Source organism: Mesorhizobium japonicum MAFF 303099 (assembly GCF_000009625.1).
GTDB lineage: Bacteria > Pseudomonadota > Alphaproteobacteria > Rhizobiales > Rhizobiaceae > Mesorhizobium > Mesorhizobium japonicum.
In genome coordinates, this window is the sequence record NC_002678.2 from 3,664,560 (window position 1) to 3,689,157 (window position 24,598).

At 65.3% G+C, this 24,598-nt stretch carries 28 protein-coding genes and 1 tRNA gene; 20 read left to right on the top strand and 9 right to left on the bottom strand.

Features of this window, described 5'->3' with window-relative positions; all coding sequences use genetic code 11:
• Positions 1 to 110 precede the first annotated feature (110 nt).
• The 3 genes from MAFF_RS19000 to hrcA form a co-directional block, all read right to left on the bottom strand.
• The gene (locus tag MAFF_RS19000) at positions 111 to 1,478 is read right to left on the bottom strand and encodes a PQQ-dependent sugar dehydrogenase (RefSeq protein ID WP_080512083.1); all 1,368 of its coding nucleotides are present in this window, start codon (positions 1,476 to 1,478) and stop codon (positions 111 to 113) included.
• Between the two features lie 88 nt (positions 1,479 to 1,566).
• A complete protein-coding gene (locus MAFF_RS19005; RefSeq protein WP_010912574.1) occupies positions 1,567 to 1,764 on the bottom strand; it encodes a hypothetical protein in 198 nt (65 codons plus the stop codon).
• 40 nt (positions 1,765 to 1,804) lie between these two features.
• Complete coding sequence (hrcA, locus tag MAFF_RS19010) at positions 1,805 to 2,887, bottom strand: heat-inducible transcriptional repressor HrcA (RefSeq protein ID WP_010912575.1); 1,083 nt, start codon at positions 2,885 to 2,887, stop codon at positions 1,805 to 1,807.
• Positions 2,888 to 3,044: 157 nt separating this feature from the next.
• Here hrcA and rph point away from each other — a divergent pair, with 157 nt between their 5' ends.
• The 5 genes from rph to MAFF_RS19035 are packed head-to-tail and all read left to right on the top strand — an operon-like array spanning position 3,045 to position 6,351.
• On the top strand, positions 3,045 to 3,761 hold the full coding sequence (gene rph / locus MAFF_RS19015) for a ribonuclease PH (protein WP_010912576.1): 717 nt from the start codon (positions 3,045 to 3,047) through the stop codon (positions 3,759 to 3,761).
• Positions 3,762 to 3,776: 15 nt separating this feature from the next.
• Entirely contained in the window at positions 3,777 to 4,187 is a 411-nt protein-coding gene (locus MAFF_RS19020; RefSeq protein ID WP_010912577.1) for a VOC family protein, read from the top strand.
• Positions 4,187 to 4,849, top strand: a complete 663-nt coding sequence (rdgB, locus tag MAFF_RS19025; protein WP_010912578.1) for an RdgB/HAM1 family non-canonical purine NTP pyrophosphatase — start codon at positions 4,187 to 4,189, stop codon at positions 4,847 to 4,849. The genes MAFF_RS19020 and rdgB overlap by 1 nt, the downstream gene beginning before the upstream one ends.
• A complete protein-coding gene (hemW, locus tag MAFF_RS19030; protein ID WP_010912579.1) occupies positions 4,846 to 6,024 on the top strand; it encodes a radical SAM family heme chaperone HemW in 1,179 nt (392 codons plus the stop codon). Before rdgB ends, hemW begins: the two co-directional genes overlap by 4 nt.
• A gap of 3 nt (positions 6,025 to 6,027) precedes the next feature.
• Positions 6,028 to 6,351, top strand: coding sequence for a low molecular weight protein tyrosine phosphatase family protein (locus tag MAFF_RS19035; protein ID WP_044548559.1), 324 nt, complete (start codon positions 6,028 to 6,030; stop codon positions 6,349 to 6,351).
• A 39-nt stretch (positions 6,352 to 6,390) separates the two neighbouring features.
• Here the strand turns inward: MAFF_RS19035 and MAFF_RS19040 are convergent, their stop codons facing one another.
• Entirely contained in the window at positions 6,391 to 6,579 is a 189-nt protein-coding gene (locus MAFF_RS19040) for a hypothetical protein (protein ID WP_010912581.1), read from the bottom strand.
• A 7-nt stretch (positions 6,580 to 6,586) separates the two neighbouring features.
• Entirely contained in the window at positions 6,587 to 6,772 is a 186-nt protein-coding gene (locus tag MAFF_RS19045) for a hypothetical protein (RefSeq protein ID WP_010912582.1), read from the bottom strand.
• Between the two features lie 169 nt (positions 6,773 to 6,941).
• Between MAFF_RS19045 and rsmI the strand changes: the two genes are divergently transcribed.
• Both rsmI and MAFF_RS19055 read left to right on the top strand, forming a co-directional pair.
• Positions 6,942 to 7,856 (top strand): 16S rRNA (cytidine(1402)-2'-O)-methyltransferase, encoded by a 915-nt coding sequence (gene rsmI, locus MAFF_RS19050; protein ID WP_044548561.1) that lies wholly within the window; start codon positions 6,942 to 6,944, stop codon positions 7,854 to 7,856.
• Positions 7,849 to 8,226, top strand: a complete 378-nt coding sequence (locus MAFF_RS19055; RefSeq protein WP_010912584.1) for a YraN family protein — start codon at positions 7,849 to 7,851, stop codon at positions 8,224 to 8,226. The genes rsmI and MAFF_RS19055 overlap by 8 nt, the downstream gene beginning before the upstream one ends.
• 82 nt (positions 8,227 to 8,308) lie before the next feature.
• Here MAFF_RS19055 and MAFF_RS19060 read toward each other — a convergent pair whose 3' ends face one another.
• Positions 8,309 to 9,115: an undecaprenyl-diphosphate phosphatase gene (locus tag MAFF_RS19060; RefSeq protein WP_010912585.1), complete on the bottom strand. Its 807-nt coding sequence runs from the start codon at positions 9,113 to 9,115 to the stop codon at positions 8,309 to 8,311.
• Positions 9,116 to 9,274: 159 nt separating this feature from the next.
• Here MAFF_RS19060 and MAFF_RS19065 point away from each other — a divergent pair, with 159 nt between their 5' ends.
• The 13 genes from MAFF_RS19065 to MAFF_RS19125 all read left to right on the top strand — a co-directional run bounded on the left by MAFF_RS19065 (position 9,275) and on the right by MAFF_RS19125 (position 21,953).
• Complete coding sequence (locus MAFF_RS19065; protein ID WP_010912586.1) at positions 9,275 to 9,967, top strand: glutathione S-transferase family protein; 693 nt, start codon at positions 9,275 to 9,277, stop codon at positions 9,965 to 9,967.
• Positions 9,948 to 11,102 carry a tRNA epoxyqueuosine(34) reductase QueG gene (gene queG, locus MAFF_RS19070; protein WP_010912587.1) on the top strand — a complete coding sequence of 385 codons (1,155 nt, stop codon included), beginning with the start codon at positions 9,948 to 9,950 and terminating at the stop codon, positions 11,100 to 11,102. Before MAFF_RS19065 ends, queG begins: the two co-directional genes overlap by 20 nt.
• Complete coding sequence (locus tag MAFF_RS19075) at positions 11,099 to 11,998, top strand: SDR family oxidoreductase (RefSeq protein WP_010912588.1); 900 nt, start codon at positions 11,099 to 11,101, stop codon at positions 11,996 to 11,998. The genes queG and MAFF_RS19075 overlap by 4 nt, the downstream gene beginning before the upstream one ends.
• Positions 11,999 to 12,059: 61 nt before the next feature.
• Complete coding sequence (mepA, locus tag MAFF_RS19080; protein WP_010912589.1) at positions 12,060 to 13,247, top strand: penicillin-insensitive murein endopeptidase; 1,188 nt, start codon at positions 12,060 to 12,062, stop codon at positions 13,245 to 13,247.
• Positions 13,248 to 13,434: 187 nt separating this feature from the next.
• Positions 13,435 to 14,460 carry a glucokinase gene (locus tag MAFF_RS19085; RefSeq protein ID WP_010912590.1) on the top strand — a complete coding sequence of 342 codons (1,026 nt, stop codon included), beginning with the start codon at positions 13,435 to 13,437 and terminating at the stop codon, positions 14,458 to 14,460.
• Between the two features lie 134 nt (positions 14,461 to 14,594).
• Positions 14,595 to 16,454, top strand: a complete 1,860-nt coding sequence (locus MAFF_RS19090; protein WP_080511890.1) for an ABC transporter ATP-binding protein — start codon at positions 14,595 to 14,597, stop codon at positions 16,452 to 16,454.
• The gene (gene dapB, locus MAFF_RS19095) at positions 16,451 to 17,272 is read left to right on the top strand and encodes a 4-hydroxy-tetrahydrodipicolinate reductase (protein WP_010912592.1); all 822 of its coding nucleotides are present in this window, start codon (positions 16,451 to 16,453) and stop codon (positions 17,270 to 17,272) included. Before MAFF_RS19090 ends, dapB begins: the two co-directional genes overlap by 4 nt.
• A gap of 42 nt (positions 17,273 to 17,314) precedes the next feature.
• Complete coding sequence (locus tag MAFF_RS19100) at positions 17,315 to 17,935, top strand: 2,3-bisphosphoglycerate-dependent phosphoglycerate mutase (RefSeq protein ID WP_010912593.1); 621 nt, start codon at positions 17,315 to 17,317, stop codon at positions 17,933 to 17,935.
• A 139-nt stretch (positions 17,936 to 18,074) separates the two neighbouring features.
• A tRNA-Leu gene (locus MAFF_RS19105) sits at positions 18,075 to 18,159 on the top strand.
• Positions 18,160 to 18,422: 263 nt separating this feature from the next.
• Positions 18,423 to 18,605, top strand: a complete 183-nt coding sequence (locus MAFF_RS19110; RefSeq protein WP_157866014.1) for a hypothetical protein — start codon at positions 18,423 to 18,425, stop codon at positions 18,603 to 18,605.
• 458 nt (positions 18,606 to 19,063) lie between these two features.
• The gene (locus tag MAFF_RS19115) at positions 19,064 to 20,803 is read left to right on the top strand and encodes an FAD-dependent oxidoreductase (protein WP_044548569.1); all 1,740 of its coding nucleotides are present in this window, start codon (positions 19,064 to 19,066) and stop codon (positions 20,801 to 20,803) included.
• A 14-nt stretch (positions 20,804 to 20,817) separates the two neighbouring features.
• The gene (locus MAFF_RS19120) at positions 20,818 to 21,126 is read left to right on the top strand and encodes a UBP-type zinc finger domain-containing protein (protein ID WP_032932427.1); all 309 of its coding nucleotides are present in this window, start codon (positions 20,818 to 20,820) and stop codon (positions 21,124 to 21,126) included.
• A 287-nt stretch (positions 21,127 to 21,413) separates the two neighbouring features.
• Positions 21,414 to 21,953 carry a cytochrome b gene (locus MAFF_RS19125; RefSeq protein WP_010912596.1) on the top strand — a complete coding sequence of 180 codons (540 nt, stop codon included), beginning with the start codon at positions 21,414 to 21,416 and terminating at the stop codon, positions 21,951 to 21,953.
• Positions 21,954 to 21,977: 24 nt separating this feature from the next.
• On the opposite strand, the gene MAFF_RS39150 is transcribed toward MAFF_RS19125, so the two are convergent.
• The 3 genes from MAFF_RS39150 to MAFF_RS19135 all read right to left on the bottom strand — a co-directional run bounded on the left by MAFF_RS39150 (position 21,978) and on the right by MAFF_RS19135 (position 24,554).
• Positions 21,978 to 22,154: a hypothetical protein gene (locus tag MAFF_RS39150; protein WP_010912597.1), complete on the bottom strand. Its 177-nt coding sequence runs from the start codon at positions 22,152 to 22,154 to the stop codon at positions 21,978 to 21,980.
• A 94-nt stretch (positions 22,155 to 22,248) separates the two neighbouring features.
• Positions 22,249 to 22,428 (bottom strand): hypothetical protein, encoded by a 180-nt coding sequence (locus MAFF_RS19130; protein WP_032933917.1) that lies wholly within the window; start codon positions 22,426 to 22,428, stop codon positions 22,249 to 22,251.
• 98 nt (positions 22,429 to 22,526) lie between these two features.
• Positions 22,527 to 24,554 (bottom strand): BTAD domain-containing putative transcriptional regulator, encoded by a 2,028-nt coding sequence (locus MAFF_RS19135; RefSeq protein WP_162034358.1) that lies wholly within the window; start codon positions 24,552 to 24,554, stop codon positions 22,527 to 22,529.
• Positions 24,555 to 24,598: the final 44 nt, after the last annotated feature.

Below are 24,598 nucleotides of genomic sequence, written 5' to 3' on the forward strand. Positions count from 1 at the left end.
GCGAGTGGTCCTGGATCAGGCGATCCTTTTCGCATGGAACGGGCCAGGGTTGAATTCCCTGGCAGCCGGATTCTATTGCACCAGATACCGCGCCATCCGAGTAAGATCCCTCAGGACCGGCCGCCATCATAGGTCACGCGCCAGATCGAGCCGTTGCCATCCTCGGTCATGATCAGCGCGCCGTCATGGGCCACCGCCACGCCCACCGGCCGGCCCCAGACCTCGCCGTTGGAGACGACGAAGCCGGTCATGAAGTCCTCATACTCGCCGGTCGGCTTGCCGTCCTTGAACAGCAGGCGGACGATTTTGTAGCCGGTCCTGTTGCCGCGATTCCACGAACCGTGCAGGGCGACGAAGGCATCGCCCCGGTATTCCTTGGGAAAACCGCTGTCGGCGGGCAAATCCTTGCGGTCGTAGAATGCGATGTTGAGCGGCGCCGAATGCGCCTGCATCAGCACGTCGGGAATGGTTGCCTTGCCGGCGAGATCGGGGCGCGCGCCCTTATGGCGCGGGTCCTCGTGATTGCCGATATAGTACCAGGGCCAGCCATAGTACGCGCCGTCCTTGACTGAGGTGGCGTATTCGAACGGCACATTGTCGCCCAGCGCGTCGCGCTCGTTGACGACGCACCACAGCGCGCCGGTCGCCGGCTGGATGGTCATGCCCGAGCAGTTGCGCAGGCCGGTGGCAACGATGCGGCCGTTCTTGCCGTCCGGATCGAAGGCCTGCACGTCGGCGCGCCCCTCTTCGGAGCCCCAGGTCGCGCCCAGCGGCTTCGATTTCACCCACACGTCGAGGCCGCCTTCCGGCGCCTTGCCCATGTCTTCGGCGACGTTCGAACCGGAGCCGACCGACAGATAGAGCGTCTTGCCATCCGGCGAGAAAACAATGTCGCGGGTCCAGTGATGGTTCGACGGAATATTGGCGACGATGATTTCGGGTTCGCCCGATGCCTTCAGGTCGCCACTGCGGTAGGCGAAGCGCACGATGCTGTCGCTGTTGGCGACATAGACCCATTGCGGATCATCGCCCGGCGGATAGAAGGCAATGCCATAGGGCTGGTTGAGATTGCCGGCGAAGATGCCGTCCTCGGCGGGCTTGGCGCTGTCCTTGGCCAGGCGATAGACGCGGACCTGGTTGGCTTCGCTGTCGGCGACGAACAGGTCGCCATTGGGTGCGACACGCACGACACGCGGATTGTCGATGCCGGATGCGATCAGCTCGGCCGAAAAGCCCGGCGGCAATTGCGGCTTCGCGCCCGCCGGCATGTCGGCAAGCCCGGCACTGTTCGACACCGACTTGGTGACATAGGGCTTTGGCAGGTCTTCCGGCTTGATCAGGCGAAGCACGCCAGGCCTGTCGGCTCGCCAGTCGCCGAAGGCGGCAGCGCCCTTCAGCACCGGCTGGTCCGCCTGCTGGGCGAACCCCGCTGTTGTGAGAAAGAGGGCGGGGATCACCAGCCCGGCCAATCGGATCATCTTGTCCTCCATTTGGTCGCGAAGGAACGGCCGATTTGCCCCCGGGGTTCCGCCTCACACGACGAGTTGAGGGAGGCGATTTGCCTGTTTATGTCCCGGCAGCGTAAAAATCGTCGTCGAGGCGTTTTTCAAGCGCGACGAGATCGGCCGGCAGCGGCAGGCCCATGGCGCGCATTTCCCGCAGTTTTTCGCGCAGCTGTTCCTGGATTTCGTGCTGGTCTTCCGGCTGGTTGACCATCTCCTCGAGCAGCAGGCTGATCCGGGCCTTGAGTTCTTCGAGCGCCATTGTTTTTCTCCTCGCTGCCCGTCTCTTGCCGTTCGGGGTCCTACCTTAACATGCGCGATATCAGCTGCGCGGTATAATCGACCATCGGCACGATGCGGGCGTAGTTCAGCCGGGTCGGGCCGATGACGCCGAGCGCGCCGACGACGCGGGCATCCTTGTCGCGATAGGGCGCGACCACCAGCGACGAGCCCGACAGGGAGAAAAGCTTGTTTTCCGAACCGATGAAGATGCGCACGCCCGATCCCTGCTCGGCGAGGTCGAGCAGCTGGATCAGCCCGTCCTGCGTCTCCATGTCCTCGAACAGATGGCGCAGCAATTCGATATCGGCCTGGGCGGTGACGTTTTCGAGCAGATTGGCGCGGCCGCGCACGATGAGCCGTGCCGGCAGGCCGCTTTCGGCGCCCGCCCACACAGCCAGCCCCTTCTCGACGAGGTCCTGCGACAGCGTGTCGAGGGCCGCTCTCGTCTCTTCCTTGATGCGCGCGATTTCGGTGCGCGCCTCGGCCAGTGTACGGCCGCGAATATGGGCGTTGAGGAAATTCGAGGCCTCGTGCAGCTGCGAGACGGTGATGCCCGCCGGCAGCTCGACGACGCGGTTCTCGACGTCGCCATTCTGCGACACCAGCACGGCAAGCGCCTTGGTCGGCTCCAGCTGGATGAATTCGATATGCTTCAGCGCCACCTCGTTCTTGGCGGCTAGCACCAGGCCGGCGCCGCGCGACATGCCCGACAGCATCTGGCTGGCCTCGGTCAGCATGTGCTCCAGCGTCGCGCCCGAGCCTGAGGCCCGCACCTGCGCCTCGATGGTGCGGCGCTCCTCGTCGGAGAGGTCGCCAAGCTCCATGAAGGCATCGACGAAGAAGCGCAGGCCCGCTTGCGTCGGCAGCCGGCCGGCGGAGATGTGCGGCGCGTAAATCAGCCCGAGATGCTCGAGGTCGCTCATTACATTGCGGATGGTGGCCGGCGACAGCGAGGACGGCAGGATGCGCGACAGGCTGCGCGAGCCCACGGGTTCGCCGTCCCTCAGATAGGAATCGACGATGCGCCGGAAGATGTCGCGAGAGCGCATGTCGAGTGATTGAAGTGCCAGCGGCTGCGAACCCGGATCGATTGCCTTGGTCATTCGGCCAAAAACCTCCTGGTTCAGGATATAGACTTCGGCACGGTGGGCGCAACCGGTCTCTGTATCGGATCGCACGGTCCGTTTTCCTTTGCGCGCTGCCCCCCATGCGGCTAAAAGCCGGCCACGATTCCGAAAAATGACTGGGAAAGAAGCCTGAATGCGCCCCTCCAAACGCCAATTCGACGAAATGCGCGCCATCTCCTTCGAGCGCGGCGTCTCCAAGCACGCCGAAGGCTCGTGCCTGGTGAAGTTCGGCGACACCCATGTCCTGTGCACGGCGAGCCTCGAGGAAAAGGTGCCGGGCTGGATGCGCAATTCCGGCAAGGGCTGGGTGACGGCCGAATATGGCATGCTGCCACGCTCGACCGGCGAGCGCATGCGCCGCGAGGCCTCCGCCGGCAAGCAGGGCGGCCGCACGCTGGAAATCCAGCGCCTGATCGGCCGTTCGCTGCGCGCCGTCGTCGATTTGCAGGCGCTGGGCGAACAGCAGATCACCGTCGATTGCGACGTCATCCAGGCCGACGGCGGCACCCGCACCGCCTCGATCACCGGCGGCTGGGTGGCGCTGTACGACTGCCTGCGCTGGATGGAAGCCCGGCAGATGGCCAGTGTTTCGAAGGTGCTGAAGGACCATGTCGCGGCGATTTCCTGCGGCATCCATGACGGCCAGCCGGTCATCGACCTTGATTATCTCGAGGATTCCGCGGCCGGCACCGACGCCAATTTCGTCATGACCGGCAAGGGCGGCATCGTCGAGATCCAGGGCACAGCCGAGGGCGAGCCTTTCTCGGAAGACCAGTTCGCCGAGTTGATGGGCCTGGCCAAGAAAGGCATCCAGCGCCTGGTCAGCCTGCAACAGATGGCGGTGGCGTAAGCCATCGATTTTCTGGTGACCCCCTCCGCCATCCTTGAATCAGCCCTGTACGTCACCGATCTGGCGGCGGCGGAACAATTCTATGTCGGCGTGCTCGGCCTCGACCTCCTCGGCAAGGTCGACGGCAGGCATCTTTTCTTTCGCTGCGGGCCGGGCGTGCTGCTGGTCTTCAACGCCGAGGCGACCAGAATACCGCCAGCGCCGGACGCCCGGCTGCCGGTGCCGCCGCACGGCGCGGTCGGCGAAGGTCATCTCTGCTTTGCGGCCAGCGCGGATGAAATCGTCGGCTGGAAGGCGCATCTCGAAGCGAAGAAGATCGCCATCGAAAGCGAATTCGAATGGCCGCAAGGCGGCCGTTCGCTCTATATACGCGACCCCTCGGGCAATTCGATCGAGTTCGCCGAGCCGAGAATTTGGGGCCTTTGATGCATACACTTGATGGCAAGAAGATCGTCGTCGCCAGCCACAATGCCGGCAAGCTGCGCGAATTCGCCGACCTGATGGGGCCGTTTGGCTTCGAGGCGAAGTCGGCCAAGGACTACGGTCTGCCTGAACCGGACGAGACCGGCACGACCTTCGAGGAAAACGCCTACATCAAGGCGCTGGCCGCCGCGAAGGCGACCGGCCTGCCGGCGCTGTCGGACGATTCCGGCCTGTGCGTCGATGCGCTCGACGGCGCGCCCGGCGTCTACACCGCCAACTGGGCCGAAACGCCTGACGGCAGCAGAGATTTCGCCATGGCCATGCAGCGTACAGAAGTGGCTTTGCAGGAAGTCGGCGCCGCCTCGGCCGAACAGCGCAAGGGCCGCTTCGTCGCCGTCATTTGTCTCGCCTTTCCCGACGGGGCGGCCGAATATTATCGCGGCGAGGCCGAAGGCACGCTGGTCTGGCCGCCGCGTGGCGAGCTCGGCTTCGGTTATGATCCGGTGTTCTTGCCCAATGGTTTCGACAAGACGTTTGGCGAGATGAGCGCTGAGGAAAAGCACGGCTGGAAACCCGGCCAGGCCGCGGCGCTCTCACATCGCGCCCGTGCTTTCCAGAAATTCGCGCAAGCACGGTTGGATCTGCCGAGATTGGGCTCGGCATGACTGGACCTGGCATGACCATGCCGCTCGACCGCAGCCCCGGCTTTGGCGTCTACATCCATTGGCCGTTCTGCGCGGCCAAGTGCCCCTATTGCGACTTCAACAGCCATGTCCGCCACCAGCCGGTGGACCAGGAGCGCTTTGCCGCCGCCTTCGAGGCGGAACTGGCGACGATGCGTGAGCGCACCGGGCCGCGCGAGGTGACCAGCATTTTCCTCGGCGGCGGCACGCCGTCGCTGATGAAGCCGGAAACCGTGGCCAGGGTCCTGGACGCCGTGGCGAAGAACTGGACGGTACCGGACGGCATCGAGGTGACGCTTGAAGCTAACCCGTCCTCGGTCGAAGCCGAACGCTTTCGCGGCTATCGGGCGGCGGGCGTCAACCGCGTCTCGCTCGGCGTGCAGGCGCTCAACGACAAGGATTTGCGCTTCCTCGGCCGCCTGCACAATGTCGAAGAGGCGCTGCACGCCATCGGGCTCGCGCGCGAAATCTTTCCGCGCCTGTCCTTCGACCTGATCTACGCCCGGCCCGGCCAGACGCCGGAGGCCTGGGCAGCCGAGCTCGAACAGGCGATCGGCCACGCTGCCGACCATCTCTCGCTCTACCAGCTGACCATCGAGGAAGGCACGCCCTTCCACGCGCTGCATGCGGCGAAGAAATTCATCATCCCTGACAACGACCACGCCGCCGACCTCTATGCGTTGACGCAGGAGACTACGTCCGCGCATGGCCTGCCGGCCTATGAGATTTCCAACCACGCCAGGCCTGGCGCCGAAAGCCGGCACAATCTGACCTACTGGCGCTATGGCGAATATGTCGGCGTCGGCCCCGGCGCGCATGGGCGCTTCGTCGAGCATGGCCGCCGCACGGTGACGATCGCCGAAAGGATGCCGGAAACCTGGGCCAACCTCGTCGAGGCCAAGGGCCATGGTGTCACCGGGGGCGAGATCCTGACGCGCTCGGAAGAGGCCGACGAATTCCTGCTGATGGGGCTGAGGCTGGCCGAGGGCATCGACCTTGCGCGCTACGAGGCCTTTTCCGGCCGCGGCCTGTCGAGCGCCCGGCTGTCGGTGCTGCAGGGCGAGGGTCTGGTGGCGCCGATCGGCAATGCGCGGCTGCGCGCCACACCGGCCGGCATGATCGTTCTCGACGCCGTGGTGGCGGATCTGGCGCGCTAACCTTTGAAAAACGTTCTCTTCGTCTGCAGTCAGAACCGCTTGCGCAGCCCGACCGCCGAGCAGGTGTTTTCAACGCGCCGGGATATCGAGGTCGCCTCGGCCGGGACCAACCACGATGCCGATACGCCGCTGACGCGTGAGCTGGTCGCCTGGGCCGATATTATCTTCGTCATGGAAAAGGTGCATCGCACCAAGCTGCAGAAGAAATTCAAGGCCAGCCTGAAGAAGGCCCGGGTCATCTGCCTCGATATACCGGACAACTATGAATTCATGGATCTGGAGCTGATCGACCTTCTGAAGGCGCGCGTTTCACGCTATCTGGCGTGACCCAGACGATGGCAGAACGGTCTCTGCCAGTCGCGGTCGTCAGGCGTCGTGCTTGAAACGGCGCTTGCCGCGATCCTTCTCGGCATGCCTCTCTCCGTTGCGGGCCGGTTTGGCGTCGGCCTTTTCGCGGCGAACGCTGTGCTGGTCGTTCATCGGATGTGGCGGCACGCCTTCCCTGGCGCTTTTCGTTTCAAGACGGGTGATGAAGATATCGAAGCGATTGGGCATCGTTCGGTCAGTGCTCCGTCGTGCTGTCTGGTTTGTTGTCGGAAAGCCTGACATTCGTCGGCAAGGCGGTTGTCGCCCGCTTGGCCAGGCTGGTGTCGGTCTTGGCAGGCAGGCGCTTGTCCCTGGGGGCGGCAACGCGCTTGCGGCCGGCATAGTAAGGCTCGAAAGCGTCCTGTATCTTCAGGCTGTCCATCCTGTCCTCCTCCGGAATCAGGGGCTTAATCTGCCAATGCCGGTTTGGTTCCCCACTGTGGCGAAGGAATGGCGGTCACCTTACATCGGCGTGAGCTTTTGCAAGCCTGCGCCAGCCATGCCAAACAAGATCTGGCAGGCTAAACAGGGGCTGAACGGAGACGGCATCAGTGACCGATGAGACGGGCAGACGCAGCTATGTGGTCGGGCAGACCGAAATCCCCGCCCGTCCGCTCGAGCCGGCGCTCTATCTGGTGGCGACGCCGATCGGCAATCTCGCCGACATCACTTTGCGCGCGCTGGAGACGCTGGCCGCCGCCGACATCGTCGCTTGCGAGGACACCAGGGTGTCGCGCGTGCTGCTCGACCGCTACGGCATTCGCCGCCGCACGACGGCCTATCATGAGCACAATGCCGGTGAGGCCGGGCCGAAGCTGATCGCGGCGCTTCAAGGCGGCCAGAGCGTGGCGCTGATTTCCGATGCCGGCACGCCGCTGGTTTCCGATCCCGGCTACCGGCTGGTCGGGGAAGCGATCGACCACGGCATACGCGTCGTGCCGATTCCCGGTCCGTCGGCACCGCTGGCCGCGCTCACCGCGTCCGGCCTGCCGTCCGACGCCTTCCTGTTCGCCGGATTTTTGCCGGTCAAGGTTGGCCAGCGGCTGACGCGGCTGGAGGCGCTGAAGGCGGTACCGGCGACGCTGATCTTCTTCGAATCGCCGCGCCGGCTGGCCGAATCGCTCGGCGCCATGGTCGAGGCGCTCGGTGGCGAGCGCAAAGCCGCGATCGGCCGCGAATTGACCAAGACCTTCGAGGAGATGCGCACGGGCACGCTGCGGGCGCTGGCCGACCACTATGCGGCGGCCGACACGCCGAAGGGCGAGATCGTCGTCTGCGTCGGCCCGGCCGAGGCCAAGGCGGACGAGCCCGCCGATATCGACCGCCTGCTTTTGTCGCTCGCCGCCGAAATGCCGGCCTCCAAGGCGGCCTCGGAGGCCGCGAAGATGACCGGCGGCCAGAAACAGGCGCTTTACCGGCGGCTGCTGGAGCTCAAGGACACCTCAGGAGAAGGCGACGGTGGCTGAGCGCCCGAGCGCCAGCCGCCAGAAAGCCTATCGGCGCGGCCATCGCGGCGAGTGGCTGGCGGCCGCCGCGCTGATGCTGAAGGGCTACCGCATCCTCGCGCGCCGCCATCGCACCCGCTTCGGCGAAATCGACCTGATCGCGCGGCGTGGCGACCTGGTGGTGTTCGTCGAGGTCAAGGCGCGGCGTTCGCTGATGGAAGCGATGGAAGCGATCGGCCACGAATCGGAGCGCCGCATCGAGGCTGCCGCCGACATCTGGCTGTCACGGCAGGCGGATTATGGCAGGCTGTCGATGCGCTTCGACATGGTCGCGGTGCTGCCCTGGCGCTGGCCGGTGCATGTCGAGAACGCGTTTTATGGGCGGAATTAGAGGGCTTTGCCGAAGGCGAACCTGCGAGACGTCGGCGGGTCAGCGAAGGAACTCGGCGGCGCAGTAAGGGAACGACCTACGCTCACCCCCAGATCATCAACGCCACCAGCCCGACAATACCCACCACCAGCCGCCACCAGCCGAACAGCGAGTAGCCGTTGCGCGAGACGTAATCGAGCAGGTAGCGCACCACGAACAGCGCGGTGACGAAGGCGGCGACGAAGCCGATGGCGATGATCGGCAGGTCGGCCGAGGTCAGCACGTTGCGGTTCTTGAACAGGTCGAAGGCGAAGGCGCCGACCATGGTCGGGATCGCCAGGAAGAAGGAGAATTCCGCCGCCGCCCGCTTGTCGACGCCCAGAAGCAGCGCGCCGACGATGGTCGAACCCGAGCGCGACGTGCCGGGGATCAGCGACAGGCACTGGAACAGGCCGATCTGCAGGTAGAGCCTGGTTGGGAAGCGCTCGACATCGCGATAGACCGGCTTCAGGTTCATGCGGTCGACCGCCAGTAGGATAACACCGCCGATGATCAGCATGGTGCAGATCAGCCTCGGCGATTCGAACAGCACCGTCTTGATGAAATCATGCGCCAGCGCGCCGATGATCGCAGCCGGCAGAAAGGCAATCAGGATGCCGATGACGAAATGCCGCGTCAGCCGGTCATGCGGCAGGTCGAGCAGCATCTGCCACAAGCGGCGGAAGTAGACGCTCAGGATCGCCAGGATGGCGCCGAGCTGGATCAGGATCTCGAAGGCCTTGCCCGTCGAATTGAAGCCGAGGAAATGGCCGGCGAGCAGGATATGGCCGGTCGAGGACACCGGTATGAACTCGGTCAGGCCCTCCAGCAGGCCGAGCAGCAGGGCTTCGACGATGGTCTGGCTTTCCATGGCTACCTCGGCTTTGCGCGACGGCTAACTGAACGGCTTGCTTGTCATGGCGTTGAAGTCCCCCTATAGGTCGCAACACCCTGACGGCCCGCTAACCGGGCGGCCAAGACTTACCGGTGCGCCCGGCGATTCGCCAGTGCGCTTTATCATCGCGGAACCATGCTGACGCTTTTCCACCATCCCATGTTCGCCACCTGCCGCTTCGTCCGCCTTGCTTTCGGCGAGTATGGCGAGGAGCTGGCGCTGATCGAGGAAAAGCCGTGGACGCGGCGCAAGGAGTTTTTGGCGCTGAACCCGGCCGGCACGCTGCCGATCCTGCTCGCCGAAGGCGACGTGCCGATCGTCGGCGCGACGGTTATCTCGGAGTATCTCGACGAGACCCGCGGTGTGCTCAAGCGCGACAAGCGGCTGTTCGCCGAGGACCCGATGCAGCGCGCCGAAATCCGCCGGCTGATCGACTGGTACCTCAACAAGGCCGAAAGCGAAGTCACCCGCCATCTGGTGCGTGAACGCGTGCTGAAGCCGATCATGCCCGAAACCGCCGGCGGTGGCTCACCCGATTCGGGCGCGATCCGTGCCGCGCGCGCCAACATCCGCCAGCATATGAAATACACCAACTGGCTGGCCGGCACCCGCCATTGGCTGGCCGGCGGCAGGGTCACCTATGCCGATCTCGCCGCCGCCGCGACGCTGTCGGTGCTCGACTATCTCGGCGAGATCGACTGGCGCGAACACGCCGCGGCGCGCGAATGGTATACGCGGGTGAAGTCGCGGCCCTCCTTCCGGCCGCTCTTGACCGACCGCGTGCGCGGCCTGTCGCCGGTGTCGCATTATGCGGACCTCGACTTCTGACGCCGCAAAACTGCGCGCGCTGATCGACGCGGAGGCGCATCGCGCCGGCTTCGATGCCATTGCCGTCACCACCCCCGATGCGATCCCGCTGGCACCGGCGCGCCTGGCCGAATTCGTCGCCGACGGCTTTCACGGCTCGATGGACTGGATCGCCGAGACGATTGCAAGGCGAAGCGAGCCTTCCACGCTTTGGCCTGACGTGCGCTCGATCGTCGTGCTGGCAATGAACTATGGGCCGGACCATGATCCGCGTGTGCTGCAGGCCAGGCATGACCGGGGCGCCATCTCCGTCTATGCGCAGAACCGCGATTATCACGATGTGATGAAAGGCCGGCTGAAGGAAATCGCCGGCAAGATCGTCGCGCGCGCCGGCGGCGACGTGAAGGTGTTCGTCGACACCGCGCCGGTGATGGAAAAGCCGCTGGCGCAAGCCGCGGGTCTCGGCTGGCAGGGAAAACACACCAATCTGGTCAGCCGCGAGCACGGCTCCTGGCTGTTCCTCGGCACCATCTTCACCACGGCAGAACTCGCGCCCGACCGGGCCGAGATCGACCATTGCGGTTCCTGCCGCGCCTGCCTCGACGCCTGCCCGACCGATGCCTTCCCGGCGCCTTACCGGCTCGATGCGCGGCGCTGCATTTCCTACCTCACCATCGAGAACAAGGGGCCGATCCCGCATGAATTCCGCGAAAAGATCGGCAACCGCATCTATGGCTGCGACGATTGCCTGGCCGCCTGCCCGTGGAACAAGTTCGCCCGGGCGGCGTCCGAGGCAAAGCTCGCGGCGCGCGACGATCTGCGCGCGCCGCCGCTCGCCGACCTGCTCGAACTGGACGATGCGGCCTTCCGCGTCTTCTTCTCCGGCTCGCCGATCAAGCGCATCGGCCGCGACCGCTTCATCCGCAACGTGCTGATCGCCGCCGGCAATTCCGGCGATGTCGTCCTGGCCGTCCCGGTGCGTGCGCTGGTTGGCGATCCCTCGCCGCTGGTGCGGGGCGCGGCAATATGGGCGCTGGCGCGGCTGGTGCCTGACGCCGAATATTCCGAGCGGGCCGCGACCGGTCTGAAAGCCGAGAACGATGCGGCGGTGCGCGAGGAATGGCGCCTGGCGCGGCCAGACAGGGCGCACGCATGAGCGAAAAGCAGATCTTGATCTTCGGCGCCGGTTATTCCGGCAAGGCCTTTGCCCGCGCCAACAGGGATGCCGCCACGATCCTTGGCACCACACGGTCCAGGGAAAAATTCGCGGCGCTGCGCCAGGCCGGCATCACCCCGCTGCTGTTCGATGGCGCGTTGACCGGCGAAATCGGCGAGGCGCTGCAAAAAACAACCCATCTGGTGATTTCGGTCGCCCCGGAAGAGGCCGGCGACCCCGTCTTGAATGCCGCCCGGGAGGCAATCGCGGGGATGCCGGCGCTGGAATGGATCGGCTATCTCTCGACCGTCGGCGTCTATGGCGACCACGGCGGCGCCTGGGTCGATGAGACAGCCGCGTGCCGGCCGGTGTCGAAGCGCTCCGTCATGCGGGTCGAGGCTGAGCAGGCGTGGCTGAAGCTCGGCAAGGAAATCGGCAAGCCGGTGGCAATCCTGCGCCTGTCCGGTATTTATGGGCCTGGCCGCAATGCGCTGGTCAATCTGGAAAACGGCACCGCAAGGCGGCTGGTCAAGCCGGACCAGGTGTTCAACCGTATCCATTGCGACGACATTGCCGGAGCGTTGTGGCAGCTCATCGACGGCAATACAGGCGGCATCTTCAACGTCACCGACGACGAGCCGGCGCCGCCGCAGGACGTCGTCGCCTATGCCGCGTCGCTGATGGGCGTGGAGCCGCCGCCGGAAATTCCTTTCGACACCGCCCAACTTTCGCCCATGGCGCGGTCCTTCTATGGTGAGAACAAGCGTGTCGCCAATGCGGCGATCAAGGCGGCGGGCTATTCCCTGCGTTTCCCGGACTACCGCGCCGCCTTCGACCATATGTGGGCAAGCGGCGACTGGCGCGACGGCGAGGCGCGCAGCCCGATGAAACGCTGATTGCGCGAAGGAGTAGGGCAATCGAAGCAGGCTGCGTTGCGTGCTATGATTCGGCCTTGGGATGCGGTGGGGATCCGGTTTCATGAAGACAGCGATGCGGCCATCATGTTGTTTTGGCGCAATTCCCAAGGGAAAGCGCTACGCGCTTTTCCCGGGAAAACCGCTTCACACTTTTCCTGGAATTGCTTTGGGCAAGAAATCACTGCTGGCAGCAGTGCTCGGTTTGCTTGGCCTCGCCGCCCAGCCGGCGCTCTCCGAGGAACGGGCAAAAGACCTGTTCGGCGCTGAGAAACTGCCGACCGCGACCGCCCCGCAATCCTTCGGCTTCTATTCCAAGGGCTGCTTCGCCGGCGGTGTCGCCATCCCCATGGACGGCCCGACCTGGCAGGTCATGCGGCCCTCGCGCAACCGCCGCTGGGGCCACCCGGCGATGATCGCGCTGATCGAGAAACTGTCGCGCGACGCCGACGCCGACGGCTGGCCTGGCCTGTTGATCGGCGACATTTCGCAGCCGCGCGGCGGCCCGATGATGACAGGCCATGCCTCGCACCAGATCGGGCTCGATGCCGACATCTGGCTGACGCCGATGCCTGACCGCACCATGACCAGGGCGCAGCGCGAATCGATGAGCGCCACCTTGATGGTCGACGAGAAGACACATCTGGTGAAGGACGCGCTGTGGACGCCGCAGCACACGGCGCTCTTGAAGCGGGCGGCGAGCTACCCCGAGGTGGAACGCATCCTGGTCAATCCCGGCATCAAGAAAAAGCTCTGCGACACCGTCAAGGGCGATCGTAGCTGGCTGCGCAAGATCCGGCCCTTCTGGGGCCACGACTATCATTTCCACATGCGCATCGGCTGCCAGCGGGGCTCGCCCGACTGCAAGGGGCAGGAGGCGACGCCGGATGATGACGGCTGCGGCAAGCCGCTGGCCTGGTGGTTCACGCAGGAGCCCTGGCGGCCCAACAAGAACCCCGACGCGCCGAAGGCCCGCGACCTGATGACGATGGCCAACCTGCCCAAGGAATGCCGCGCCGTGCTCGACGCGCCGGGCCCGGCCTCGGCGGAGGCGGCGACCTATCACGGCGGCGCCGTGCCGGTCGCGGTCGCGGCGCCCGAGCCGGAAGCGTCGCCGCAGCCCGCCACCACGGCCAGCGGTGGCGGCGATTTGCCGAGCGCGGCAAATGCATTCGCCGCGACCCCCAGAATGGGCGCGCCGGTGCCACGGCCACGACCGCCCGCGAAGTGATTGCCGCTGCGCCACCGGTCGGCTCAATCGGTTTAGCGAGCTGTTTTCGGGAAATAGTGGCCGTTTGGCCGCAGAAGCTCTCTCGGCGCGCGGAGGGGTTCGAAAACCGTTTCCCTTTTCAAACTCATGCGCTAGTCAACGGAGGAACAGCGAGACGCCGTCAGGGGCGCCGGGGACGGACGAGAGCATGCCAAGCGTAAGCGATACCGACACGTCGTTGCGGTTTCCGATCCTGATCGGCGACATTGGCGGCACCAATGCGCGCTTTTCGATCGTGCTCGACGCCAATTCCGAGCCGACCGAGCCGCAGATCGTCCAGACCGCCAATTTCAACACGATCGACGAGGCGATCCAGGCGGCGGTGCTCGACCGCTCGTCGGTCCGTCCCAATTCGGCGGTGCTGGCGGTGGCCGGTCCGGTCGACGGCGACGAGATCGAACTCACCAATTGCCCGTGGGTCGTCAAGCCCAGGCAGATGTTTGCCAATCTCGGCTTGAGCGACATTGTCGTGCTCAACGATTTCGAGGCGCAGGCGCTGGCCGTCGTGGCGCTTGGCGAAGAGCATATGGAAAAGATCGGCGGCGGCACGCCGGAGCCCAATGCAGGCCGCGTCGTGCTCGGCCCCGGAACCGGGCTCGGCGTCGCCGGGCTGGTCTATGCCTTGCGCCACTGGATACCGGTGCCCGGCGAAGGCGGCCATATGGACATCGGTCCGCGCACGCCGCGCGATTTCGAGGTGTTTCCGCATATCGAGAAGCTCGAGGGCCGCATTTCCGGCGAACAGATCCTGTGCGGGCGCGGCCTCGTCAACGTCTACCGGGCTGTCGCCAAGGCGGACGGCAAGCCGGCGCCTTTCACCACGCCGGCCGAGATCACCGGCGCGGCGCTGGCCAAGACCGATCCGGTGGCTGAGGAAGCGCTGGAGACTTTCGTCACCTGCCTCGGGCGCACCGCCGGCGATCTTGCCCTGGTGTTCATGAGCCGTGGCGGCGTCTTCTTGACCGGCGGGATCGCCCAAAAAATCGTGCCGGCGCTGAAGGAGGGCAATTTCCGCGCCGCCTTCGAGGACAAGGCGCCGCACAGCGCGCTGATGCGCACCATGCCCGTCTATGTCATCACCCATCCGCTGGCGGCCCTTCTCGGCCTTGCCGCCTATGCCAGGAACCCGTCGCTGTTCGGCGTCCAGACGGCCGGCCGGCGCTGGCAGGCCTGAACTCCCAGCGCGAAGCGTGGGGCGCCCGCGACGAAGTTAATCAGCCGCGGGCATAGGCAAGCCGGCCGCATGGCGCTAAGAGGAGTGCCGAATTGCAGCCCGGCCCCAGGCGGAAAACCCACGAAGCTCCCGATTTGACACTTCAAGCTCCAAACAAGCAGAAAGCCAGCGTTGGCGAAGTCAACGCGGTGCTGCGCCGCATTCTCTCCGAAAACGGCCGCGATCATCGCTGGTCCTACGTCGTCGCCATCTCCTGCATGCTGCTGGTGTCGGGCACGACCGCCTTCACGGCCTGGATCATGAGTCCGATCGTCAACCAGATCTTCTACGAACGGCGCGGCGACCTGGTGGTGTGGATTTGCGCCGGGATCATGGGGGCCTTCCTGGTGCGCGGTTTCGCCGGCTACGGCCAGGCGGTGGCGCTGGCCACGATCGGCAACAATCTGGTGGCGCGCTACCAGAAACGCATCTTCGACCATCTGATGAAGCTCGGCGTCGGCTTCTTCAACGATACGCGCTCCGGCCGGCTGGCGGCGCAGGTCAACGAGAATGTCGGCGGCATCCGCGACCTCTTGTCGATCACGCTGACATCCATCACCCGCGACGCGGTGACCCTGGTCGGCCTTGTCGGCATCATGATCTACCAGGATCCGGTTTTATCGCTGAGTTCGCTGCTGATTGGACCGCCGCTGATCTGGGCGGTTGTCTACCTGACGCGTCGGGTGCGGCGCATCACGCGGGAATCCGTGCTGATCAATTCTCGCCTCATCGGCGCCGTCCAGGAGGCCACGCAAGGCATCGCCATCGTCAAGGCCTTCACCATGGAGGACCAGTTGGCGAGCCGCATCGGCGCCTTGGCCGACACGGCGGAACAGCGCTCTAACAAGATCGCCCGCGTCTCGGAGCGGCTGGCGCCGATTTCCGACATGCTGGCCGGCCTCGCCGTCACCTCCGTCATCGCCTATTCCGGCTATCGGGCGCTGGTTCTCGGCCAGCCGCCGGGTGCGGTGTTTTCGTTCATCACCGCGCTGATCCTGGCTTACGATCCGGCCCGGCGCCTGGCGCGCATGCAGGTCGGCATGGAGCGGGCGCTGGTCAACGCCCGCATGATCTACGAACTGCTCGACCTCAAGCCGCAACAGGGCGACGCGCCGGATGCCGTCGAGGCACAATTCACGTCGGGCGAAGTGCGCTTCCACAACGTGTCCTTCCGCTATGTCGAGGAGACGCCGGTGCTGCAGGAGCTGAGCTTCGTCGCCGCCGCCGGCAAGATGACCGCTATCGTCGGCGCCTCGGGCGCCGGCAAGACCACGCTGGTGGCGCTGCTGCAGCGCTTCTACGACGTCGAGTCCGGCACCATCGAGGTCGACGGCCAGGACATTTCCAAGGTGACGAAGCAGTCGCTGCGCGGCTCGATCGCCTATGTCTCGCAATCGCCCTATCTGTTCGAAGGCACGATCCGCGACAACATCCGCTATGGCCGCATGTCGGCCACCGACGCCGAGATCGAGCGTGCGGCGCAACAGGCGGCCGCCGACGGGTTCATCCGCCAGCAGCCGCAGGGCTACGACACGCCGGTCGGCGAGAACGGCGCCACGCTGTCCGGCGGCCAGCGCCAGCGCGTCTCGATCGCCCGTGCCATCGTGCGCCAGGCGCCGATCCTGCTTCTCGACGAGGCGACCTCGGCACTCGACAACGAGGCGGAGGCCCGTGTCCAGGAAGCGCTTACCCATGTCATGGAAGGGCGCACGACGATCGTCATCGCGCATCGGCTGTCGACGGTGGTCAATGCCGACCACATCGTCGTCATGGAACAGGGCCGGGTGGTCGAGGAAGGCACGCATGCCGCGCTGATGGCCGACCCGCACAGTGTCTATGCACGGTTCCACCGGGTGCAGGGCAAGAAGGGGCTGGGGCTTGTCGACGACAGCAAGCCGATCCAAACTCCGGTCCGGGCCACGCGTGCGAAAAAGACGGCGGTGAGGAGCACATGAGCGAAGCAGGCGATATGGGCCTTGTGGTGGTGGGGGCAGCCGGCCGCATGGGCCAGACGCTGATCCGCGCCATCCACACCATTCCGGGCGCCCGTGTCATCGGCGCGGTCGAACGCGCGGATTCGCCGCATCTGGGCAAGGATGCCGGCGAGCTCGCAGGCATCGGCATCATCAATGTGCCGATCGGTGACGATCCGCTGCCGGTCTTCGCCAAGGCCGACGGCGTGCTCGACTTCACCACGCCGGCCTCGTCGGTCGAATTCGCCGGCTACGCGGCGCAGGCCCGCATCGTCCATGTCATCGGCACGACCGGCTGTTCGGCCGACGACAATGCCAGGATCGCCGCGGCGGCGCGCCACGCCACCATCGTCAAATCAGGCAATATGAGCCTCGGCGTCAATCTGCTTGCGGTGCTGGTCGAACAGGCGGCGCGCGCGCTCGACGCCGATGATTTCGACATCGAGATTTTGGAAATGCACCACAAGCACAAGGTCGACGCGCCGTCGGGCACGGCATTGTTGCTGGGTGAAGCCGCCGCCGCCGGGCGCGGCATTGCGCTCGCCGGCAATGACGTGCGTTCACGCGACGGCCATACCGGTGTGCGAAAAACCGGGTCGATCGGCTTCGCCACGCTGCGCGGCGGCTCGGTCGTCGGCGACCACAGCGTCATCCTTGCCGGCACTGGCGAGCGCATCACGCTGTCCCATCATGCCGAGGACCGCGCCATCTTCGCCCGCGGCGCTGTCAAGGCGGCTCTGTGGGCCCGTGGCAAGAAGCCAGGACTCTATTCGATGCGGGACGTGCTCGGCCTGAGCTGAAACGGCCAATCTGCCCATTTTGCCAATCTGAAGGGAGCAAACATGTCGAGAACCCTTGTGCTCGTGCGCCATGGCCAGAGCGAATGGAATTTGAAAAACCTGTTCACCGGTTGGCGTGACGTTGACCTGACCGAGCAGGGTCATGCCGAGGCCAAGGCCGCCGGGCAGAAACTCAAGGCGCGCGGCCTGAAGTTCGACATCGCCTTCACCTCGGCGCTGAGCCGCGCGCAAAAGACCTGCCAGCATATTCTCGACGCCGTCGGCCAGAGCGATCTCAAGACCATCCGCGACCAGGCACTCAACGAGCGCGACTATGGCGACCTTTCCGGCCTCAACAAGGACGACGCCCGCAAGAAATGGGGCGAGGAGCAGGTGCATGTCTGGCGCCGCTCCTACGACGTGTCGCCGCCCGGCGGCGAAAGCCTGAAGGACACCGGCGCCCGCGTCTGGCCTTACTACCTGCACGACCTGCAGCCGCACGTGCTGCGCGGCGGCACCGTGCTGGTCGCCGCCCACGGCAATTCGCTGCGCGCGCTGATCATGGCGCTGGACGGCAAGTCGGGCGAGGAGATCGTCAAGCTGGAGCTCGGCACCGGCGTGCCGGTCATCTACCAGCTCAACGCCGATTCGACCGTGGCGTCGAAGGAAGTGCTGGAGGGCTGAAGGTCCTGAGCCGGCAAGCGGAGCCCGAGGCTCTGGCTGGACCAAGCTCTTCTGCCCTAGCTGCGTTCCAGCTTTCGGCGTTATGGTCCAAAAAGCGCGTTGACAGCCATCGCTTGCCCGCTTACATGAGCCCGCACCAGCCCAGATGGCGGAATTGGTAGACGCGCACGGTTCAGGTCCGTGTTCCGCAAGGAGTGGAGGTTCGAGTCCTCTTCTGGGCACCAAATTCCCGTTTCGAACCTTTCGACGGTTCAGAAACCCAAAGAAAAAGCCCGGTTCGTCCGGGCTTTTTCTTTGCCGCCAACCTCTCCTTCCGGCCAGGCACAGAACAAACCGCTTCAAACTGCGCGGCCGCGAAATTCCGATGAGCCGGAGCAGTGCGCCTCGCAGCATATTGTCCTCTGGGTTGCGCAAGCGAACGCTAATGCAAGGCTTGTTTCGGCGCGATAAAGCTGCTGCAATAGCGCGACTGGCCGTAGGGGATACGATGCTCAAGTGGGGAGCGATCTTAGGGGCTATCGGGTTTCTTGGCGGCTTCGTCGGGCCGATTATCATCACGCCCGAAGCGAACCAGGGACCGCTGCTCGGAATATTTATAACCGGCCCACTCGGCTTCCTAATCGGTCTGGTTGTCGGTCTTGTGTTGAAGCTGTGGCCGCATCGTTACTAGCCTTCATGCCCCAGCTTCCGCGACCACGTAACTACGCCATTTGCCGGCCTTTGCATGTTTCCGGGACCCACCCGTCCTGGCCGGTGCCTCAGGTTATGGTAGCGGCCATCATGCGGTCATGGCACAAGGCGTCCAACCACGGCCAAGGCCTTTCCCTCTCAGTGCTCGCTTAGGAACTCGGCAAGCTCGAAGGGGCTCCAGATGGTCCAGTGGCGGCGGTCGGCAGTGCGTCAGCGGTCATTGCGCAAGCTCCTCTGTTGGCGTTGCGCTCCCCGGTATGGGTTACGCCTCGCCTCTTCTGGGCACCAAATTCCCGTTTCGGACCGCTCGATGGCTCAGAAACCCAAAGAAAAAGCCCGGTTCGTCCGGGCTTTTTCTTTGCCGCCAACCTCTCCTCCTGGCTAGTCCCCCAAACAAACCGCTTCAAACCGCGCGGCCTCTTCGCTACGCTTGCAGCCATGTCTCAATCCTCCACAGCAATCTTCGGTGCCCGTCGCGACCAGGCGTTTCCCACGCTGAGCGAGGCTGACATCGACCACATGCGCCGCTTCGGCGAGGCCAGCGCCTATGCCGCCGGCGAGCACATCATCAAGGCCGGCGACGTCGCGCCCGGCCTGATCGTCGTGCTGTCGGGCAAGGTCGACATCACCCAGGATGGTCTCGGCCGGCGTCAGACGATCGTCACCCACGGCCCCGGCAGCTTCGTCGGCGAGCTGGCGCAGCTTTCGGCCCGCCCCTCGCTGGTCAATGCCGAGGCCGCCGAGCCGGTCGAGGCCTTCGTCATCCCTTCGCAACGCGTGCGCGACCTGATGGTGCAGGAGGCCAATCTCGGCGAGCGCATCATGCGGGCGCTGATCCTGCGCCGTGTCGGACTGCTGGAAAGCGCCACCAGCGGGCCGATCATCATCGGACCGCTCGGCAATGCCGACGTGCTGCGGCTGCAAGGGTTCCTGGCCCGCAGCGGGCAGCCGCACCGCACGCTCGATTCCGGCAGCGACCCCTGCGCCAAAACTCTGGTCGAACGCTTCGAGGTCGACCCGCACCATCTGCCGGTCGTGCTGTGTCCGAACGGCAGGCTGCTGATGAATCCAGGCGAGAAGGACCTCGCCCGCTGCATCGGCCTGCTGCGGCCGATCGACGCCGATACGCTGTATGATGTCGCCATTGTCGGCGCCGGGCCTGCGGGGCTGGCGGCGGCGGTCTATGCGGCGTCAGAAGGGCTGTCGACCATCGTGCTCGATTGCCGGGCCTTCGGCGGCCAGGCCGGCGCCTCCTCGCGCATCGAGAACTATCTCGGCTTCCCCACCGGCATCACCGGCATGGCGCTGATGGCGCGCGCCTACAACCAGGCGCAGAAATTCGGCGTCGAGATGGTGATCCCCGACGAGGCCAAGCTTTTGAGCGCGGCGGCCGACAATACAGGCGCCCGTTACCTGCTCGATGTCGGCGATGGCGAGACGGTGCGCACGCGCAGCGTGGTGATCGCCAGCGGCGCGCGCTACCGTCGTCTCGAGGTCGCCAATTTGTCGCAGTTCGAGGGCACCTCGGTGCATTATTGGGCCTCGCCCATCGAAGGCCGGCTTTGCGCCGGGCAGGAGGTGGCGCTGGTCGGCGCCGGCAATTCGGCCGGGCAGGCGGCGGTCTATCTGGCCAGCCATGCGCGCAAGGTGGCGCTGCTGGCGCGCGGCGGCAGCCTCGATGCCTCGATGTCGCGCTATCTGGTCGAGCGCATCCAGGCGCAGCCGAACATCGAGGTGCTGACCGAGACCGAAATCGAGGCGCTGGAGGGCGAGGAGGGCAATCTAGCCACTGTCCGCTGGCGCAACCGCGTCAGCGGCGAAGTGACGACGCGCCCGATCAGCCACCTCTTCCTGTTCATCGGCGCCGACCCGAACACCGACTGGCTGGCGCAATGCAATGTGGCGCTGGACGCCAAGGGTTTCATCCGCACCGGATCGGAACTCGGACCGGAGCATGGCCTGATGGAGACCAGCCGCAGCGGCGTGTTTGCCATCGGCGACGTCCGTTGCGGTTCGGTCAAGCGCGTCGCGGCGGCCGTCGGTGAGGGTGCCCAGGTGGTCGCGGCCTTGCATGCCTATCTTGCGCGAGACAGCAGCGCTGCCGTTACGCCTCAAAGCATGATCCCGAAAAGCGGGGACCGGTTTTCGGAAAAAGACCATGCTTCAACGAAGAGATAGTTCAGGAGAGTGTGATGGCGGACGAATGCAGACATGCGGCTGGGATCAAGGATGTGACGCCGAGCGCGCTGGGCTGCGAGGAATGCCTGAAGAGCGGCTCGTGGTGGGTGCATCTCCGGCTCTGCCGCACCTGCGGCCATGTCGGCTGTTGCGACGACTCGCCCAACCGCCATGCGACAAAGCATTTCCACGCCACCAGCCATCCCGTCATCGAGGGCTACGATCCCCCGGAGGGCTGGGGCTGGTGTTATGTCGATGAGGTCTTTCTCGACCTCGGCGACCGCACGACGCCGCAGAGCGGCCCGATCCCAAGGTTTTATTGAGCCCGCATCGGGCGGAAAGCAGAACTCGAACCGCGCCAATCTAGAATCCAAAAAGCCCGGTTCGTCCGGGCTTTTTGTCGTCGAGGGCATGGGTTGCGGCCCGATGCCTTGTTGTCAGCGAACTGACAGCTTGGCCGTTCCACTGTCCGCCAGATCACGATCGCCAGAGCCGGCCCCAGGCGTGGATCGCCACCGCGTTCTCGGGGTGAGGCCAATGGAATCGTCGCCGGACAAAGCTTTGACATGATCGCCGCTAGCTTAGAAATCTTCAAAACTGGAAGGCTCGCATGCACCCCACCTACACAAGCACGCAGAAGGCCATTCACTGGGCGGTGTTTCTGCTGGTCGTCGGCCTTTATGGCTTGACCTATGTGGAGGAGCTTTTTCCGCGCGGCGATCCCGGCCGCGCGCTCGTCTGGTGGCTGCATATTTCGTTCGGGCTCCTGCTTTTTGCGCTGGTCGTCATCCGTGTCGGCATGCGCCTGGCGCTGGGAGCGCCCGGCCTGGCGCAGGAAATGTCGCCGCTCGAACGATGGGCGGCCAAGGCCGCGCATCTTGTGCTTTACGCGCTGCTGGTGGCCATTCCGGTTCTCGGCATCTTGCTGACCTGGTACAGGGGCGATTCCTTGAGCTTCTTCGGTCTTTTCACCATCCCGGCCCAGGTTTCACCGGATCGCGACACGGCCCGGTTCATTAGGGAGCTGCACAGCCTCTGCGCCAATTCGATCCTCATCCTTGCCGGCGTGCATGCGGCGGCGGCGCTGTGGCACCATTTCATCCGCAAGGACGACGTGCTCAAGCGAATGCTGCCGGAAAGCACGCCCTGACAGGCACGCGCCATCTTCCGTCGATCAGTCCCGCTTTGGCGCCGCCGGCGCGGGTGCCGGATTGTCGACGCTGTTCTCGTTCACCTGGAAGGCCTTTCCTTCGACCTTCTTTTTCTTGAGGTGGTCGCCGGTCTGCGGTCGCGGCGGACGCTCGGGATTTTCCTCGGTGTTGTCGTTGACGTCGAGGGCTCTGGTCATCATGTCCTCCAGGTTCTGTCCTGGAAGACAATGTTCGGCGGGTGCATGGGTTCCGGTGAGGGGCTCGACCTCTGGTGCCGAGCACCGCCCGACTGACCTATCGCACGGACCCGGTGACCGTCCGGTCGACATCGGGAGCCGATTTGCGTTCGTTGCCGGCAAGTGCGGCTATGAGCAGCAGGCTGGCGACGACAGGAACGAACAGCACGGCGACGCGGGCCTGTACATGGAGAATGGCGCGCCATTCGGTGCTGCGCTTGTCGGGGCTGTCGCTCATCATACTCACTTTGCCATGGACCCCCCGACGGGTCACATAGAGGTGAACCGTTAAGCAACTCCTTCCGACTTCGTTAACGCTGGGCTTCAAGCGCGAAATCAGCTGAACCCGATCCGCCTTGCGCCTTGCCGGAACAGCGCCTCGGCATCGGGGTCGAAGCGGAAGGTACCGATGAAATCGTCGGCGCGATAATCAGGCAATGTCTTGCGGATGGCGGCGGCAAAGCCGCGCGCCTCGTCGAGCCGGCCGGCCAGCGCCAGGCAATGCGCGGCGATCGCCAGGATGATGGTGTGCGCGTTGGGCCGCGCCGCCGCCTTGAGCGCCCATTCGGCCGCCTCCTCGAACTGGCCGAGCCGGACATGCGACATGGCGCGCGACCCCAGCATGCCGAACAGCAGCGGGTCGAAGGGGCTCAAATGCCGCGAATGGTCGGACGAGCCTATCGCCGCCTGCGGGTCGCCCGACTGCGAGTGGACGAAGGACAGCGCGTAATGGCCAAGCGCGAAATTCGGGCTGAGATCCACGGCCCGTTCCAGTTCGGCGAGTGATCCGTCCTGCTCGCCGCGCAGCCACAGCGCCCGGCCCATCGCCCAGTGCGCGGCCGGATTGTGGTCGTCGACCAGCAGGCTGTGGCCGGCGCTCTCATAGGCCAGCGCGCTTTCGCGGTCGCGGTCGCCCCAGCGCTGGAAGGCATTCTGCCAGTGGGTGAAGGACAGGCCGGCATAGGCGCGGGCAAAGGTCGGGTCGAGCTGCAAGGCCTTGTCGAAAAAATGCCGCGCCTGCTCGTTCTCGGCCTGGGTGAAGCGGTACATGTGCCAGAGGCCGCGATGATAGGCCTCCCAGGCATTGAGCGAGTTGGGCGCCTTCAGCATGGCGCGGTTGCGCTCGACCGTTTCGATCTCGGCCGAGATCGACGACACGATGCTGTCGCCGATATCGTCGAGCACGGCGAAGAGGTCATGGGGCCGGCGCTCGAAGGTCTCCGCCCAGACGATCCTGGCGGTGCGCACCTCGACCAGCTCGACGCTGACGATCAGGCGGCCGGTCAGGCTGCGCACGGTGCCGCTGGCGACATAGTCGACGCCAAGTTTTCTGCCGGCCTCCTCCGGCGCGATGGCTTTCTCGGCCAGTGCGAACACCGATCCGCGCGCGATGACGAAGAAATCCCTAAGCTTGGCGAGACGGGTGATGATGTCGTGGGTGAAACCGTCGGCCAGCCCGCCGCGCGCGCCGCTTTCGTCGACAAACGGCATCACCGCCAGCGAAGCGTGGCTGGGTTCGACCGGGCCGGTATCACCAGAGGCGGCGACCAAGTGCGATGGTGTGGGCAGGCCGGCCGGTTGCGCCTGGTGCGAGGCGCGCTGGTCGCGGATCGACCGCCAGGCCTGGCGAAGCGGGGCGAAATCCAGGTCCTCTGACTGAAACAACCGCTCCGCCGAAGCCAGATGCTGCTCGGCCGCGCCGATCTCGCCGCGCCGGGCAAGACTGGCCAGCAGCGCTGCGTGTGCACGCGTGTCGAACGGCGCCAGCTCTATCCATCGATCGAGACGGCTGACCGTTTCGTCGCAATCCGCCGGCAGGCTCGCGGCAAGCTGTTCCAGCACGGCGGCGTGGTAGGCGTCAAAACGCCGTCGCTGGGCGACCAGCCAGCTGTCGAAATGCGGGCTCCGCTCCAGCTCCAGCCCATCGAGCAGATCGCCGGCGAACAGTCCTGCCAGTCCCTGCAGCCGCTCCACATCAAGCGTGGCGATCCCTTGCGCGGCGGCCTGGCTGATCTCCAGCGCGTCGACAAGGCAGCCGTCGAGATCGAGCGCGACCGCATCACCTTGTGTGGTGACCCGGCGCCGGTCCGGCGTGTCGAGAGCGGCTCGCAGCTTGCTCAGGCACCAGCGCAACTCGCCACGGGGATCATTGGGCACATCCCACAACAGCTCGCACAGGCGGCCGCGGCCCACGGCGTGCGGCGCCAGCGCCAGATAGGCCAGGAGCGCGCGCAGCTTGCGCGACGCCGGCAGCGCCAAGGGCACGCCATCGCGCAGGATCTCCAGCGGTCCGAGCAGGCGCACCGACAGGCGCGGCCTATCGCCGTCCAGCCTCGATGGTGCGGATTCCACGTGCGTTTCCACGCCTGCTCCCACGCTGGCCCGTCGGCCCCTGCTGTATCACCAAA

Coding starts and splice junctions, on each gene's coding strand:
- MAFF_RS19000 (WP_080512083.1), bottom strand. CDS start 1,478: ATGATCCGATTGGCCGGGCTGGTGATCCCCGCCCTCTTTCTCACAACA.
- MAFF_RS19005 (WP_010912574.1), bottom strand. CDS start 1,764: ATGGCGCTCGAAGAACTCAAGGCCCGGATCAGCCTGCTGCTCGAGGAG.
- hrcA (WP_010912575.1), bottom strand. CDS start 2,887: ATGACCAAGGCAATCGATCCGGGTTCGCAGCCGCTGGCACTTCAATCA.
- rph (WP_010912576.1), top strand. CDS start 3,045: ATGCGCCCCTCCAAACGCCAATTCGACGAAATGCGCGCCATCTCCTTC.
- rdgB (WP_010912578.1), top strand. CDS start 4,187: ATGCATACACTTGATGGCAAGAAGATCGTCGTCGCCAGCCACAATGCC.
- hemW (WP_010912579.1), top strand. CDS start 4,846: ATGACTGGACCTGGCATGACCATGCCGCTCGACCGCAGCCCCGGCTTT.
- MAFF_RS19040 (WP_010912581.1), bottom strand. CDS start 6,579: ATGCCCAATCGCTTCGATATCTTCATCACCCGTCTTGAAACGAAAAGC.
- MAFF_RS19045 (WP_010912582.1), bottom strand. CDS start 6,772: ATGGACAGCCTGAAGATACAGGACGCTTTCGAGCCTTACTATGCCGGC.
- MAFF_RS19060 (WP_010912585.1), bottom strand. CDS start 9,115: ATGGAAAGCCAGACCATCGTCGAAGCCCTGCTGCTCGGCCTGCTGGAG.
- MAFF_RS19065 (WP_010912586.1), top strand. CDS start 9,275: ATGCTGACGCTTTTCCACCATCCCATGTTCGCCACCTGCCGCTTCGTC.
- queG (WP_010912587.1), top strand. CDS start 9,948: ATGCGGACCTCGACTTCTGACGCCGCAAAACTGCGCGCGCTGATCGAC.
- MAFF_RS19075 (WP_010912588.1), top strand. CDS start 11,099: ATGAGCGAAAAGCAGATCTTGATCTTCGGCGCCGGTTATTCCGGCAAG.
- mepA (WP_010912589.1), top strand. CDS start 12,060: ATGCGGTGGGGATCCGGTTTCATGAAGACAGCGATGCGGCCATCATGT.
- MAFF_RS19085 (WP_010912590.1), top strand. CDS start 13,435: ATGCCAAGCGTAAGCGATACCGACACGTCGTTGCGGTTTCCGATCCTG.
- dapB (WP_010912592.1), top strand. CDS start 16,451: ATGAGCGAAGCAGGCGATATGGGCCTTGTGGTGGTGGGGGCAGCCGGC.
- MAFF_RS19100 (WP_010912593.1), top strand. CDS start 17,315: ATGTCGAGAACCCTTGTGCTCGTGCGCCATGGCCAGAGCGAATGGAAT.
- MAFF_RS19110 (WP_157866014.1), top strand. CDS start 18,423: ATGCTCAAGTGGGGAGCGATCTTAGGGGCTATCGGGTTTCTTGGCGGC.
- MAFF_RS19115 (WP_044548569.1), top strand. CDS start 19,064: ATGTCTCAATCCTCCACAGCAATCTTCGGTGCCCGTCGCGACCAGGCG.
- MAFF_RS19120 (WP_032932427.1), top strand. CDS start 20,818: ATGGCGGACGAATGCAGACATGCGGCTGGGATCAAGGATGTGACGCCG.
- MAFF_RS19125 (WP_010912596.1), top strand. CDS start 21,414: ATGCACCCCACCTACACAAGCACGCAGAAGGCCATTCACTGGGCGGTG.
- MAFF_RS39150 (WP_010912597.1), bottom strand. CDS start 22,154: ATGATGACCAGAGCCCTCGACGTCAACGACAACACCGAGGAAAATCCC.
- MAFF_RS19130 (WP_032933917.1), bottom strand. CDS start 22,428: ATGAGCGACAGCCCCGACAAGCGCAGCACCGAATGGCGCGCCATTCTC.